Here is a 14410-nt window from a genome sequence, read left to right as displayed (position 1 = left end):
CTGCCGTAAGCTGTGATCCCGCGCCGTGCTACGTCGACCAGGCATAGGCTTAGACGGCCTCGTTGGACTCGTCCTCGAACGCTGCAAACAGCGGCTCATCCTGGACGATTTCCTGCTCGGCGATGAACTCGTAGCTCATCAGGCCTTCAGCGATTTCACGCAGTGCGACAACAGTCGGCTTGTCGTTTTCCCACTGGACCAATGGCTCTTTGCCGCCGGTGGCCAGTTGACGGGCACGCTTGGTAGAGAGCATGACCAGCTCAAAGCGGTTTTCCACGTGTTCTAGGCAGTCTTCAACGGTTACGCGGGCCATGGTATTCCTCGGAGCGAATGCAATATGCGCGCTGCCCGGTTGGGCGAGCGGACTCAACAGTTTAAAAAATCACCAGCGATTAGGGAAGCGCTGATTTTTTGACCAAGCCCTTCAACGCGCTGCAAGCACCAATGTAAAGCGCTTGCAGCTGTTTTGGGAAGTGCTGATTATCCGAGCAATTCGGCCAGCAATTTGCCGAAACGTACTTGCTGGCGTTTCTGTTGGAGTTGATTGGCGCGGAAAATCGCCTTCAGATCGTCCAGTGCGTGAGCAAAATCGTCGTTGATGATCAGGTAGTCGTATTCGACATAGTGACTCATCTCGCTGACCGCTTCGCGCATCCGCCCGTCAATGATCTCGTCGCTGTCCTGACCGCGATTGGTCAGGCGTTGGTGCAGGGCCTGAAGCGACGGCGGCAGGATAAAGATCGAGCGTGCTTGCGGCATTAGCTTGCGCACTTGCTCGGCGCCTTGCCAGTCGATTTCCAGAATCAGGTCGTGACCTTCGTCCAGCGTCTGCTGCAGGCGGCTTTGCGAGGTGCCGTAGAAGTTGCCGAAGACTTCGGCGCGTTCGAGGAAGTCGCCATGCTCGCCCATCTTCACGAACTCTTCGCGGGTCACGAAGTGATAGTTCACGCCGTCCACTTCACCCGGACGCATGGCGCGGGTGGTGTGGGAAACCGAAACGCGAATTTCCGGTATGGCATCGGTCAACGCCTTGACCAGACTGCTCTTGCCCGCGCCCGATGGCGCGGAAATGATGTACAGGGTGCCGGTGCTGTGGGTCATGTCGGGGTAGCCTTACTCAATATTCTGCACTTGTTCGCGCATCTGCTCGATCAACACCTTGAGGTTGACGGCGGCTTGGGTGCTGCGCGGGTCGAAGGCCTTGGAGCCCAGTGTGTTGGCTTCGCGGTTGAGTTCCTGCATCAGGAAGTCCAGGCGCCGACCAGCGGCACCGCCGGACTTGAGCACCCGGCGAACTTCGATGATGTGGGTGCTCAGGCGATCCAGTTCTTCGGCCACGTCGCTCTTTTGCGCGAGGATGACCATTTCCTGTTCCAGGCGCTGCGGATCCAGCTCGGCCTTCATGTCAGCGAAGCGATCGAGGACTTTCTGACGCTGGGTCGCGAGCATCTGCGGCACCAGTTCGCGCAGGGTCACGACGTCCTCTTCGATGGAGGTCAGACGCTCGTTGATCAGGCGTGCCAGCTCCGCGCCTTCGCGCTCGCGGCCGGCCTTCAGCTCTTTCAGGCCTTGATTGAAAAGCGCCAGTGCGTCGGCATTCAGCGCCTGCGGGTCGCTCGCATCGCCCACCAGTACGCCGGGCCAGGCCAGCACTTCCAGCGGGTTGAGTGCGGCAGGGTTTTTGATCAGCCCGGCAACGGTCTCGGCTGCAGCAACCAGCTGCGCGGCGCGCTCGCGATCGACTTGCAGGGTTTTGCCGGTGCTTTCTTCGGTGAAACGCAGGGTGCATTCGAGTTTGCCCCGCGACAGGCCCTGACGCAGCGCTTCACGCACCGCGCCTTCGAGGTCGCGAAACGACTCCGGCAGGCGCAGGTGGGGTTCCAGATAGCGGCTGTTCACCGAGCGCAGTTCCCAGCTCAGGGTGCCCTGTGCGCCGGCTTTTTCGACGCGGGCGAAGGCGGTCATGCTGTGCACCATGGCGGTGACCTCGCAAATGCAGATCGGCGCGAAACCTGTGTTCCGCAGGCGCGATATGTATGAATTTAAGCCGACTGGCAGCAAAGGCGCAGGATTGTAGCGCAGTGCGGCGAATGCGCCCAAACACACGGTGTGACAAAGGGCTGCATCCCGTCGGTAACGGGTGTTTCAGGGCCTTCGATCGTCGGGCTGGATTTTTAACGAGTGCCCACGCGCGGTGCAGCGCTCTATAATGCTCGGCAGTTTTCCGTCCCCAGTACAGGTATTCCCTATGAAACGTCCAAGTGGTCGCGCTGCCGATCAGCTCCGCTCGATCCGCATTACCCGCAACTACACCAAACACGCCGAGGGATCCGTACTGGTCGAATTCGGTGATACCAAAGTCATCTGCACCGTCAGCGTCGAAAACGGTGTGCCGCGCTTCCTCAAAGGCCAGGGCCAGGGTTGGTTGACCGCCGAATACGGCATGCTGCCGCGCGCCACTGGCGAGCGTAACCAGCGTGAAGCGAGCCGTGGCAAGCAGGGCGGCCGCACCCTGGAAATCCAGCGCCTGATCGGCCGTTCCCTGCGCGCTGCGCTGGACATGTCCAAGCTGGGCGATGTGACCCTGTACGTCGACTGCGACGTGATCCAGGCCGACGGTGGTACTCGCACGGCTTCGATCACCGGCGCCATGGTTGCACTGGTTGATGCGCTGAAAGTAATCAAGAAGCGTGGCGGCCTGAAGGGTGGCGATCCGCTCAAGCAGATGATCGGTGCCGTGTCGGTCGGCATGTATCAGGGTGAGGCTGTGCTGGATCTGGACTATCTTGAAGATTCCGCCGCCGAGACTGACCTCAACGTGGTGATGACCAGCACCGGTGGTTTCATCGAGGTGCAGGGTACGGCTGAAGGCGCGCCGTTCCAGCCTGAAGACTTGAACGCCATGCTGGAACTGGCCAAGCAAGGCATGAACGAAATCTTCGAACTGCAAAAGGCAGCACTGGCCGACTGAGCAGGTTCATAACCGCAAGGAGGACGCGATGAGTGACGAACAAGAGTTGCTGCCCAAACCGAGCCAGGAGGTTCGCCAGTGGGCGATGTTTTGTCATTTGTCGGCCTTGCTGGGGATCTGGATTCCGTTCGGCAATCTGATCGGGCCGTTGATCCTCTGGCAGATGAAGCGCGAAACGGACCCGTTCATCGACGCTCAAGGCAAGGAGGCGCTGAATTTTCAGATCACCGTCGCCATCGCCTCGTTGATCTGTTTCCTGCTGATGGTGCTGATCATCGGGTTCTTCCTGTTGGGGATACTGGCTATCGGTGCGCTCGTTTTGACCATCATCGCCGGTGTGAAGGCCAATGAAGGTTTTCCTTACCGATATCCGTTTACCTGGCGACTGATCAAATAAGGCGCTCGAAAAGTTTTAAAACAAATGCCCTGACCTGTCAGGGCATTTTATTAATGCAACAAAATTAATCGCTATTATGGGTAGGAATGATCTGATCGCGATGATCGGTCGATACTCTTTCTGTATATACACTTTTAGTCACAACTGCATCGGCTTAGTTCGGATTCATGGCCTTGGAATCAAAGGCGACGATTGTTAAAGTTGCTCGGATAATATTTCTCCTGAAATATTAAGATATATTCAAGCCATCGAAGGCTATTGAATTTCCGAGTAATCAGTGTTGAGACAATCAGCCGGTTCATGAGGTGCGTGCAGGTAAACAGCTCGCCTCTGAATATATAGCCAAGAATAATCCCAATGATTCAGCTCGATTTTTACGGAACACTTGTGGCCGCCTCCTTAGTTCTTTTGCTAGGGCGCGGGCTAGTTATGCGTGTTGGCTTCATGCGCAGTTACAATATCCCTGAACCGGTCGCGGGTGGCCTGGTAGTTGCCTTGATCTTGTTGCTGCTGCGAACGCTAAATATTGAAATTCGTTTCGATACTTCGCTGCAGACACCTTTGATGCTGGCCTTTTTTGCCACCATTGGTCTAAGTGCAGACTTTGCCAGCTTGAAGAAAGGCGGGCGCGTTGTCGGGATATTTCTGTTGGCAGTCACCGGATTGTTGGTGGTGCAAAATGCGATGGGGATCGGGCTGGCAACAATGCTCGGGCTCGATCCATTGATGGGACTGCTGACCGGATCGATCACCTTGGCGGGCGGTCACGGCACTGGGGCTGCGTGGGGTACGGTATTCAGTGAGAAATACGGTCTGGCCTCTGCCTCCGAGCTGGCGATCGCCTCCGCGACGTTTGGTCTGGTGCTGGGTGGTTTGATTGGTGGACCGGTTGCACGGTTGCTCATCAAGCGAGTGCAGGTGCCCGGTTGTCAGAATCAGCAAACGCCGCGGTTGCCAAGAGGCTTCGAGCAACCAAACAAAGAACGCTCGATTACCCCGTTTTCGTTTATAGAAACACTCGCCCTGATTGCAGTCAGCTTGTTGGCGGGCAATCTTCTGAATGGCTGGCTGCACGGTACTTCATTCGAGTTGCCGACGTTCGTTTGTGTTCTGTTTGTTGGCGTGGTCTTGCGCAACGGGCTTTCGGCGTTGGGTCTGTATCAGGTGTTCGAGCGTGAGGTGTCGGTGCTGGGTAATGTCAGCTTGTCGCTGTTTCTGGCGATTGCCCTGATGTCGCTCAAGTTGTGGGATCTGGCCGCACTGGCGTTGCCGATTTTCATCATTCTGGCTGTACAGGCGCTGGTCATGGCGTTGTTCGCGATTTTCGTGACATTCCGGATGATGGGGCGCAACTACGACGCGGCCGTGCTGGCGGCAGGGCATTGCGGTTTCGGATTGGGTGCGACGCCGACGGCGATTGCCAATATGCAGGCAGTGACGCAGCGTTATGGGCCGTCGCAGATTGCCTTTCTGGTGGTGCCGATGGTCGGAGCGTTTTTCATCGATATCATTAATGTCGTCGTGATCAAGCTCTACCTGACCTTACCGTTCTTCGCCGCTGTCTGAGTCCGAATCGGCTTGGCACTGACGCACAAAAAATGCCCGTATCTTGCGATACGGGCATTTTTAACTGCGAAACGACGCTTAGATGGTCAGCGTCCAGTCGTAGTCGACGATCAGCGGTGCGTGCTGCGAGAACCGTGGTTGACGCGGCAGGCGAGCACTGCGCACGAAGCGCCGCAGGCCCGGGGTCAGGATCTGGTAGTCAAACCGCCAGCCGAGATTGAGCATCTCGGCCTGTTCGTTGTCCGGCCACCAGCTGTACTGGTCGCCTTCGCGGCTGACTTCGCGCAGGGCATCGACATAGCCCATGTTGCCGACAATCTCGTCCATCCAGGCGCGTTCTGGCGCCAGGAAGCCCGGGGATTGCTGGCTGTCGCGCCAGTTCTTGATGTCGAGCTTCTGCTGCGCCACGTACAGCGAGCCACAATAAATGTACTCGCGACGTTTGCGCCGCTGTTTGTCCAGGTACTTGCCGAAGTCGTCCATGAGCTTGAACTTCTGGTTCAAGTCCTCATCGCCGTTCATCCCCGAAGGTAGCAGCAAGGTGGCAATACTGACTTTGTCGAAATCTGCTTGCAGGTAGCGCCCGTAGCGGTCGGCCGTCTCGAAACCGAGACCGCTGATGACAGCCTTCGGTTGCAACCGCGAATACAAAGCCACGCCGCCTTGGGCAGGGACTTCAGCATCGCAGGCATAAAGGAAGTAGCCATCCAGTTGGAAGGCTGGGTCATCCAGTTCAAAGGCGGAGGCACGGGTGTCCTGCAGGCAGATGACGTCGGCATTCTGTGCTTGCAGCCAACTGAGCAAACCACGCTCGACTGCAGCCTGAATACCATTGACGTTCACACTGATGATCCGCATAAATGGCCCCAAAAATCGCGTGCGTGTATGATACACGGCGTCAAGCTAATTAGCTAAATCCGTGGTATTTGGGGTTTTTTTCATGCAAGCGTATCAGCGCGATTTCATTCGTTTTGCCATCGATCGCGGCGTTTTGCGCTTCGGTGAGTTCACCCTGAAGTCCGGGCGCACCAGTCCTTACTTCTTCAACGCCGGCCTGTTCAACTCGGGTTCGGCCCTGGCGCAGTTGGGGCGTTTCTACGCTGCAGCCATTGCCGAAAGCGGTATTCCCTTCGACGTTCTGTTTGGACCGGCCTACAAAGGCATCCCGTTGGCAGCGACCACAGCTGTCGCGTTGGCCGAGCACCACGACCGTGATCTGCCATGGTGCTTCAACCGCAAGGAAGCCAAGGCCCACGGCGAGGGCGGCAGTCTGGTCGGCGCGCCGCTGACTGGCGATGTGCTGATCATCGACGACGTGATCACCGCTGGTACGGCAATCCGCGAAGTGATGCAAATCATCGCTTCCCAGGACGGCGCCAAAGCTGCGGGCGTGCTGATCGCGCTGAACCGTCAGGAGCGTGGCAACGGTGAGTTGTCGGCGATTCAAGAAGTCGAGCGCGACTTTGGCATCCCCGTCATCAGCATTGTTTCGCTGAACCAGGTGCTGGAATTCCTCGCTGACGACCCGCAACTCAAGCAGCACCTGCCAGCCGTGGAAGCCTACCGCGCCCAATTCGGCGTCTGACACACCTTCTCTGTAGGAGCTGCCGAAGGCTGCGATCTTTTGATTTTGGCATTTGCGAGCAAGATCAAAAGATCGCAGCCTTCGGCAGCTCCTACACAGGAGAGGTGCAGAAGTCTGAGGTTGCAGGCAAAAAAAGACCCCGCTCAGCCTGGCTGAGCGGGGTCTTTTTGTTTGCGTCTGCGCTTACGGACGCTTGCGATTGCTGATCAGCGTGCCCACACCGGTGTCGGTGAAGATTTCCAGCAGGATCGCGTTCGGCACGCGGCCGTCGATGATCAGCGAGCTGCCCACGCCGCCCTGAACCGCTTCCAGTGCACAACGGATCTTCGGCAGCATACCGCCGTAGATAGTGCCGTCGGCGATCAGGTCGTCGACCTGCTGCGTGCTCAGGCCGGTCAACACGGTGCCCGACTTGTCCATCAGGCCGGCAATATTGGTCAGCAACATCAGCTTCTCGGCTTTCAGTGCCTCGGCGACTTTACCAGCCACCAGATCCGCGTTGATGTTGTACGACTCGCCGTTCTCACCCACGCCAATCGGCGCAATCACCGGAATGAAGTTGCCTTTGACCAGCAGGTTCAGCAGTTCGGTGTTGATCCCGACCACTTCGCCGACCTGACCGATGTCGATGATTTCCGGCTGGGTCATCTCCGGGGTCTGACGGGTGACGGTGAGCTTCTTCGCACGAATCAGCCCGGCGTCTTTACCGGTCAGGCCGATGGCGCTGCCGCCGTGACGGTTGATCAGGTTGACGATGCTTTTGTTGACCTGGCCGCCAAGGACCATTTCCACCACATCCATGGTCGCGGCGTCGGTGACGCGCATACCATCGACGAAGTGGCTTTCGATCGACAGACGCTTGAGCAGATCGCCGATCTGCGGGCCGCCACCGTGAACCACGACCGGGTTGATGCCCACGGCTTTCATCAAGACGATGTCGCGCGCAAAGCCGGTTTTCAGCTCCTCACTTTCCATCGCGTTGCCGCCGTATTTGATCACCAGGGTCTTGCCGACATAACGTCGGATGTAAGGCAACGCTTCGGACAGGACCTGGGCGGTATGGGCGGCGGCTTCGCGTTCGAGGGTCATTCAGGGCTCCGGGTGGATCAGAACGGTAGTTGGAGATCAGGTGCAACACGTTTCAATTGGGCGTGGAATACGTCCTTGATACGCGCAAGTTCTGCCTCGTCATCGGCCTCGAAGCGCAGCACCAGCACCGGTGTGGTGTTGGACGCGCGCACCAGGCCCCAGCCTTTGGCGTAATCGACTCGCACGCCGTCGATGGTGGTCAGGTCAGCGCCTGCGCCCCACTGTGCGTCGTGCAGTGCATCAATGATGCTGAATTTGCTCTCTTCGGTCACATGGATATTGATTTCCGGCGTAGAAATATCGTTCGGGAAGGTTGCAAACAGCTCTTCCGCGGTGGATTTTTCCTTGCTGAGGATCTCCAGCAGCCGTGCGGCGCTGTAGATGCCGTCGTCGAAACCGAACCAGCGCTCCTTGAAGAAGATGTGCCCGCTCATTTCACCGGCCAATAGTGCACCGGATTGTTTCATTTTCTTTTTGATCAACGAATGACCGGTCTTCCACATTAGCGGACGACCACCGTATTCCTTGATCAGCGGCACCAGGCGGCGGGTGCATTTGACGTCGAAGATGATTTCCGCGTCCGGGTTGCGCGCGACCACGTCACGGGCGAACAGCATCAGCAGGCGATCGGGGTAAACGATGCTGCCGGTGTTGGTCACCACGCCGACACGGTCGCCGTCGCCGTCGAAAGCCAGGCCGATGTCGGCGTTGGTTTCTTTGACTTTGGCGATCAGATCGACGAGGTTTTCAGGCTTGCCCGGATCCGGGTGGTGGTTCGGGAAGTTGCCATCGACCTCGCAGAACAGCGGGATGACTTCGCAATTCAGCGCTTCGATCAGTTGCGGGGCGATCACACCGGCCGCGCCGTTGCCGCAGTCGACCACGACCTTCATGCGCCGCGCCAGTTTGATGTCCTGGACGATTTCGGTGTTGTAGCGGTCGAGGATCTCGACCTGAGTGACACTGCCGGTGCCGCTGCTCAAGTTGTTGGTCTTGAGGCGCTCGTGCAGGGCCTGGATCTGTTCGTTGGCGAGGGTGTCGCCGGCGATGACGATCTTGAAACCGTTGTAGTTCGACGGGTTGTGGCTGCCGGTGAGCATCACCCCGGATTTGCCGGCCAGGACGTTGGCGGCGTAGTACAGCGCGGGCGTTGGCACCAGGCCGACATCGCTGACGTGGCAGCCGCTTTCGGCGATGCCGCGAATCAGTTCTGCAACCAGCTCCGGGCCGGACAGGCGGCCGTCGCGACCGACGGAAACGTTCGGCTCACCTTGGGCCAGGCTCTGCGAACCGATGGCGCGGCCGATCCAGTAAGCGGTTTCGGCATTGAGGAATTCCGGCACGGTGCCGCGAATGTCATAGGCGCGGAAAATGCTGTCGGGCAGCTTCGGGGCGATCTTGGCTGGGGTGCTCATCTACGGAAATGCTCCATCTCGAAAGTGGCGGGACAGACCGACGAATCGTTCGACGGCAGGCTCAAACTGAAGGGTATGACGGCGTTTTCCACGGAGAGTTCGTGGTATGAAAGGGCCATGATGCCTCGGCGGGCGTGGCTTTCGGCCGGCAAAACCTTGATTTTCGGTGTTAAACCTTTCAGCTGATCTGCTGAAACTTCCCCCTGTAGGAGCTGCCGCAGGCTGCGATCTATTGATCTTGATCTTAAAAATCAAAAGATCGCAGCCTGCGGCAGCTCCTACAGAAGATGGCTCCGGTTATTTGGTGCCGGTATGGCCAAATCCGCCAGTGCCGCGTTCGGTTTCGACGAACTCTTCAACCATTTCGAAATGCGCCTGTACCACCGGTACCAGCACCAGTTGCGCCAGACGTTCGCCGACGGTCATGGTGAAGTCGGTCTGGCCACGGTTCCAGCAAGACACCATCAGCGGGCCCTGATAATCCGAGTCAATCAGACCCACGAGGTTGCCCAGCACGATGCCGTGCTTATGGCCCATGCCCGAGCGCGGCAGGATCAGCGCGGCGAGGTTCGGGTCGCCGATGTAAACCGACAGACCGGTGGGGATCAGCACGGTTTCACCCGGCTTGATCACGATGTCCTGATCCAGCATGGCGCGCAGGTCGAGGCCGGCGGAACCCGGGGTGGCGTATTGCGGCAGCGGGAATTCGGTGCCGATGCGTGGGTCGAGGATCTTGGCTTGCAAAGCGTGCATGTAAATTAAACCTGGTTCAGACGTTCGGCGATAAAGGTGACCAGTTGGCGAGCGATCTTGCTCTTGCTGGTCTGGGCGAAAACCGTGGCGTGCAGCGCACGGTCAATCACGCTGCAGGCGTTTTCTTCGCTGTTGAAACCGATGCTCGGGTTGGCGACGTCGTTGGCGACGATCAAATCGAGATTCTTGTCCTTCAGCTTGCGTGCAGCGTAGTCGAGCAGGTGTTCGGTCTCGGCGGCGAAACCGACACTGAACGGACGGTCGGGACGCGTCGCGATGGTGGCCAGGATGTCCGGGTTACGCACCATTTGCAGGACGAAGCCGTCACCGCTCGTAGGATCTTTCTTGAGTTTTTGCGGGGCGACGACTTCCGGGCGGTAGTCCGCAACGGCTGCCGAGGCGATGAACACATCGCACGGGATCGCCGACTCGCAAGCCGCGAGCATGTCGCGGGCGCTGACCACGTCGATACGCGTGACGCGATCCGGTGTCGGCAGGTGCACCGGGCCGCTGATCAGCGTGACGCGGGCGCCGGCCTCAACTGCGGCTTCAGCGAGGGCGAAGCCCATTTTGCCGGAGCTGTGGTTAGTGATGTAGCGAACCGGGTCGATGTTTTCCTGAGTCGGGCCGGCGGTGATGACGACGTGTTTGCCGGTCAGCGCCTGGCGCTGGAAGCAGTCCGCCGCGCATTGTGCGAGGTCGGTGGCCTCCATCATGCGGCCCATGCCGACGTCGCCGCAGGCCTGGCTACCCGAGGCCGGGCCGAAGGTCTTCAGGCCACGACTTTCCAGGAGTTGCAGGTTGGCCTGGGTCGCCGGATCACGCCACATCGCCTGATTCATTGCCGGCGCGACTGCCACAACGGCGTCGGTGGCCAGCACCAGGGTGGTCAGCAAATCGTTGGCGATGCCTTGGGCCAGGCGGGCGATCAGGTCGGCGGTGGCCGGGGCGATCAGTACCAGATCGGCCCATTTCGCCAGCTCGATGTGGCCCATCGCGGCTTCGGCAGCCGGGTCGAGCAAGTCGAGGTGGACTGGGTGGCCGGACAGCGCTTGCATGGTCAGCGGGGTGATGAACTCGGCGCCGCCATGGGTCATGACCACGCGTACTTCGGCACCCTGATCGATCAGGCGACGAACCAGATCGGCGCTCTTGTAGGCCGCGATGCCGCCGCCGACGCCGAGCACGATGCGTTTCCGATACAGCCGCTGCATAGGTCTGCCTTTCATTTCGTGGGTGACATACGTGGCGAAACCCCCTCCCCAGGGTGAATTCGCCCGCAAAAAAGATGGGCTACGATATCACAGCGACCGCTACGGAACAGCGGCGCCCACAGACAGGGAAGTGCTATGAGTATTCGCGATTGGCCTGCGGCGGAACGTCCGCGGGAAAGGTTGTTGGAACACGGGGCAGCGAGCCTTTCAGACGCTGAGTTACTGGCGATTTTTCTGCGCACCGGGTTGCCCGGACTAAGTGCTGTGGATCTGGCGCGCAATCTGTTGACTCAATTCGGCAGCCTGCGTTTGCTGCTTGAGGCCGATCAGGACGAATTCAGCAAACAATTGGGGCTCGGGCCGGCGAAGTTTGCGCAACTGCAAGCTGCTCAGGAAATGAGCAGGCGGCATCTGGCTGAGAAATCACGGCAGAAACCAGCCCTGGAAAACCCTCAGGTCGTTCGCGATTATCTGAAATCGATGCTGCGTCACGAACCGCATGAGGTGTTTGGTTGCCTGTTTCTCGACTCCAAACATCAAGTACTGAATTTCGAGATACTGTTTCGCGGCTCAATCGACAACACCAGCGTGCATCCACGCGAGGTTGTGAAGCGATGTTTGGCCAATAACGCCGCTGCGTTGATCCTGTGCCACAACCATCCATCGGGGAACACTGACCCCAGTCAGGCAGATCGGCTGCTGACCAAGCGACTGCAAAAGGCACTGGAGCTGATTGATGTGCGGGTGCTCGATCACTTCATCGTCGGCGATGGTGAGCCGTTGTCGATGGCTGAGTGTGGCTGGATGTAAAGTTCAGGGGAAAAACGCTAAACCCCTGTAGGAGTGAGCCTGCTCGCGATAGCAATTTTCCAGTCACCGAATGGGTTGACTGAAATGACGCCATCGCGAGCAGGCTCACTCCTACACGTTATGTGCAGGGCAGGTTATTTCAGGTTTACCTTCGAATAGTCCTGGCGGCCAAAGGGGCTTACCGAGTAACCCTGCACGTCCTTACGTGTCAGCGCATAAGCGGTCGGATGCGCCAGCGGCAACCACAACGCCTGCTGCTGAATCTGCGCCTGCGCCTGCTCGTACAGCTTGGTGCGTACACCTTGTTCGCTGGTGGTCTTGCCGGCGCTGATCAGCTTGTCCAGATCGGCATTGCAGTAGCGCGCGAAGTTGGTGCCCGATTTGACCGCGGCGCAGGAAAACTGCGGTGTCAGGAAATTGTCCGGGTCGCCGTTGTCGCCGGCCCAGCCCATGAACAGCAGGTCATGCTCGCCCGCCTTGGCGCGGCGAATCAGTTCGCCCCACTCGATCACGCGGATTTCCGCCTGAATACCGATTTCCGCCAGATCCGATTGCAACAACTGTGCACCGAGGCTTGGGTTCGGGTTGAGCAGGCTGCCTGATGGACGCGTCCAGATGGTGGTCTGGAAGCCGTCTTTCAAACCGGCCTTGGCCATCAGCGCCTTGGCTTTGGCCACGTCATGCGGGTAACCCGGTAGGTTCTTCGCATAACTCCAGGTGTTCGGTGGGTAAGGGCCATTGGCCGCTTCGGCGGTGTCTTCGAACACCGCCTTGATGTAGTTGGCCTTGTCGAAGGCGAGGTTGATGGCCTGACGCACCTCTGGCTTGTCCAGCGGCGGATGCTGGCTGTTGATGCCAACGAAAGAGGTCATGAAGGCGTCAGTCTTTTCGACTTTTAGTGTCGGCTCTTTCAGCGCGGCCTGTACGTCCAAAGGTTTTGGCGACAGGGCGATCTGGCATTCGTTGCGCCGTAGCTTTTGCAGGCGCACGTTGGCGTCCGGGGTGATGGCGAAGATCAACGGGTCTACCGAAGGCTTGCCGCCAAAGTAATCCGGGTTGGCCTTGTAGCGAATCGCCGCGTCTTTCTGGAAGCGGTTGAACACAAACGGGCCGGTACCGATCGGCTGGCTGTTGAGCTTGTCCGTGGCGTTGGCCTTCATCAATTTGTCGGCGTATTCGGCGGAGTAGATCGAGGCGAAGCCCATGCTCAGTGTCGCCAGGAAGGTCGAGTCCGGGTGATCAAGGGTGAAACGCACGGTCAGCGGATCGAGCGCGTCGATCTTCTTGATCAGCGCTGGCAACTGCATCGATTGCGCATGGGGGAAGCCGCTTTGGGCGACTTTGTGCCACGGGTTGGCCGGGTCGAGCATGCGGTCGAAGCTGAATTTGACGTCTTCTGCGGTCATCTCACGGCTCGGCCTGAAGTAGTCAGTCGTATGAAACTTCACCTGCGGGTGTAGCTTGAAGACATACGTCAGGCCATCGGTGCTGACTTCCCAGCTGTCGGCCAGGCTCGGCACGACTTTGCCGCTGGCGGTGTCGAATTCAACCAGACGGTTCATCAGCACGTCGGCCGAGGCGTTGGTGGTGGTCAGCGAGTTGTACTGCACCACGTCGAACCCTTCAGGGCTGGCCTCGGTGCAGACGCTCAGCGCGGCAGCCTGGGCCAGGGGGCTCAGCAGGAGCGGGGCGAGCAACAGGGGTAGGGCAGCGAGGCGCATGGTCGGTTTCCTTTTACAGATCGAAGGCCCATCTGCAAGTGCAGTCTGGAAAAGGCCTACCCTAGAGGTCTGGATTACAAATGACTATCCCCTTTTTGCATTTTCGGGGCACAGTGATGGCGGTTTTTCAGACCGCGGTGCGCGGTAAAAAGTCTGAATCGCCCGCAAGGGTGGTTTTCTGCGACGAGTGGTAAAAATCGATGCCAGCCTTTATCCAAGCCGTTCGCAGGCTGAAAAAGCGCCTTTTTGTGGATTGTTTGCACACCGAATGTTGTTGCTCTGAAGTCTTTCTGGTATAAAGCAGCGCTCTTTTCTAGGGGCCCGGTTCCTTCACTGTAGGTGTAGCCGGTAAGACCTCTAAAGAAACGCGGCGCCTGGCGCCAAATGACTGAGAGATTAAGCGGCCAACCCATGCCGGGTTGGGCATGTGGTTTTAGAGGGCTGAGGCATGTCGAGAGTATGTCAAGTTACCGGTAAGGGTCCGGTGACTGGGAATAACATTTCCCACGCAAACAACAAAACCCGTCGTCGTTTCCTGCCGAACCTGCAGCATCACCGCTTCTGGGTTGAAGAAGAGAAACGTTTTGTGCGTCTGCGCGTATCTGCCAAAGGCATGCGTATCATCGACAAGCGTGGCATCACTGTCGTGCTCGCCGAACTTCGCCGCGATGGCAAGATTTAAGGGAGCTAATCATGCGTGAATTGATTCGTTTGATCTCGAGCGCCGGTACTGGTCACTTCTACACTACCGACAAGAACAAGCGTACTACCCCGGACAAAATCGAGATCAAGAAATATGATCCGGTTGTTCGCAAGCACGTGATCTACAAGGAAGGCAAAATCAAGTAATTGATTTTTCCCGACTTACGAAAAAGGCCCGTATCTCACG

At 58.3% G+C, this 14410-nt stretch carries 15 protein-coding genes and 1 pseudogene; 7 read left to right on the top strand and 9 right to left on the bottom strand.

All coding sequences use genetic code 11. The features are described from left to right. Positions 1-49: 49 nt before the first annotated feature. The 3 genes from rpoZ to CKW14_RS06610 all read right to left on the bottom strand — a co-directional run bounded on the left by rpoZ (position 50) and on the right by CKW14_RS06610 (position 1977). Positions 50-313 carry a DNA-directed RNA polymerase subunit omega gene (gene rpoZ / locus CKW14_RS06620; protein ID WP_008030604.1) on the bottom strand — a complete coding sequence of 88 codons (264 nt, stop codon included), beginning with the start codon at positions 311-313 and terminating at the stop codon, positions 50-52. A gap of 167 nt (positions 314-480) precedes the next feature. After that, entirely contained in the window at positions 481-1101 is a 621-nt protein-coding gene (gene gmk / locus CKW14_RS06615; RefSeq protein ID WP_008078609.1) for a guanylate kinase, read from the bottom strand. Positions 1102-1113: 12 nt separating this feature from the next. Beyond that, positions 1114-1977, bottom strand: a complete 864-nt coding sequence (locus CKW14_RS06610) for a YicC/YloC family endoribonuclease (RefSeq protein ID WP_093429970.1) — start codon at positions 1975-1977, stop codon at positions 1114-1116. A 271-nt stretch (positions 1978-2248) separates the two neighbouring features. Here CKW14_RS06610 and rph point away from each other — a divergent pair, with 271 nt between their 5' ends. From rph to gltS, 3 genes are all read left to right on the top strand, one after another. After that, the gene (gene rph / locus CKW14_RS06605) at positions 2249-2971 is read left to right on the top strand and encodes a ribonuclease PH (RefSeq protein ID WP_016985814.1); all 723 of its coding nucleotides are present in this window, start codon (positions 2249-2251) and stop codon (positions 2969-2971) included. Positions 2972-2999: 28 nt separating this feature from the next. Next, positions 3000-3368, top strand: coding sequence for a DUF4870 domain-containing protein (locus CKW14_RS06600; RefSeq protein ID WP_007920344.1), 369 nt, complete (start codon positions 3000-3002; stop codon positions 3366-3368). 357 nt (positions 3369-3725) lie between these two features. After that, positions 3726-4934 carry a sodium/glutamate symporter gene (gene gltS, locus CKW14_RS06595; RefSeq protein WP_095049324.1) on the top strand — a complete coding sequence of 403 codons (1209 nt, stop codon included), beginning with the start codon at positions 3726-3728 and terminating at the stop codon, positions 4932-4934. 78 nt (positions 4935-5012) lie between these two features. Here gltS and CKW14_RS06590 read toward each other — a convergent pair whose 3' ends face one another. After that, complete coding sequence (locus tag CKW14_RS06590) at positions 5013-5792, bottom strand: exodeoxyribonuclease III (protein ID WP_007920349.1); 780 nt, start codon at positions 5790-5792, stop codon at positions 5013-5015. 82 nt (positions 5793-5874) lie between these two features. On the opposite strand from CKW14_RS06590, the gene pyrE reads away from it, so the two are divergent. After that, a complete protein-coding gene (gene pyrE / locus CKW14_RS06585) occupies positions 5875-6519 on the top strand; it encodes an orotate phosphoribosyltransferase (protein WP_008078597.1) in 645 nt (214 codons plus the stop codon). Between the two features lie 183 nt (positions 6520-6702). Here pyrE and argB read toward each other — a convergent pair whose 3' ends face one another. The 4 genes and pseudogenes from argB to coaBC form a co-directional block, all read right to left on the bottom strand. Further along, entirely contained in the window at positions 6703-7608 is a 906-nt protein-coding gene (gene argB / locus CKW14_RS06580) for an acetylglutamate kinase (protein ID WP_003229488.1), read from the bottom strand. Positions 7609-7625: 17 nt separating this feature from the next. Next, positions 7626-9002: pseudogene (locus CKW14_RS06575) on the bottom strand (phosphomannomutase/phosphoglucomutase); the annotation flags it as partial. Between the two features lie 318 nt (positions 9003-9320). Then, a complete protein-coding gene (dut, locus tag CKW14_RS06570; protein ID WP_095049326.1) occupies positions 9321-9776 on the bottom strand; it encodes a dUTP diphosphatase in 456 nt (151 codons plus the stop codon). A 5-nt stretch (positions 9777-9781) separates the two neighbouring features. After that, positions 9782-10990 carry a bifunctional phosphopantothenoylcysteine decarboxylase/phosphopantothenate--cysteine ligase CoaBC gene (gene coaBC / locus CKW14_RS06565; RefSeq protein ID WP_007920365.1) on the bottom strand — a complete coding sequence of 403 codons (1209 nt, stop codon included), beginning with the start codon at positions 10988-10990 and terminating at the stop codon, positions 9782-9784. Between the two features lie 135 nt (positions 10991-11125). On the opposite strand from coaBC, the gene radC reads away from it, so the two are divergent. Then, positions 11126-11800 (top strand): DNA repair protein RadC, encoded by a 675-nt coding sequence (gene radC / locus CKW14_RS06560; protein ID WP_095125023.1) that lies wholly within the window; start codon positions 11126-11128, stop codon positions 11798-11800. Between the two features lie 134 nt (positions 11801-11934). On the opposite strand, the gene CKW14_RS06555 is transcribed toward radC, so the two are convergent. Further along, positions 11935-13521 carry an ABC transporter substrate-binding protein gene (locus CKW14_RS06555; protein ID WP_095125022.1) on the bottom strand — a complete coding sequence of 529 codons (1587 nt, stop codon included), beginning with the start codon at positions 13519-13521 and terminating at the stop codon, positions 11935-11937. A gap of 448 nt (positions 13522-13969) precedes the next feature. On the opposite strand from CKW14_RS06555, the gene rpmB reads away from it, so the two are divergent. Both rpmB and rpmG read left to right on the top strand, forming a co-directional pair. After that, positions 13970-14203 carry a 50S ribosomal protein L28 gene (gene rpmB, locus CKW14_RS06550; RefSeq protein ID WP_007920377.1) on the top strand — a complete coding sequence of 78 codons (234 nt, stop codon included), beginning with the start codon at positions 13970-13972 and terminating at the stop codon, positions 14201-14203. 11 nt (positions 14204-14214) lie between these two features. Then, entirely contained in the window at positions 14215-14370 is a 156-nt protein-coding gene (rpmG, locus tag CKW14_RS06545; RefSeq protein ID WP_003177274.1) for a 50S ribosomal protein L33, read from the top strand. Positions 14371-14410: the final 40 nt, after the last annotated feature.

Source organism: Pseudomonas sp. Irchel s3a12 (assembly GCF_900187485.1).
GTDB classification, from domain to species: domain Bacteria; phylum Pseudomonadota; class Gammaproteobacteria; order Pseudomonadales; family Pseudomonadaceae; genus Aquipseudomonas; species Aquipseudomonas neuropathica.
This window is presented reverse-complemented; position numbering and strand designations above follow the sequence as displayed.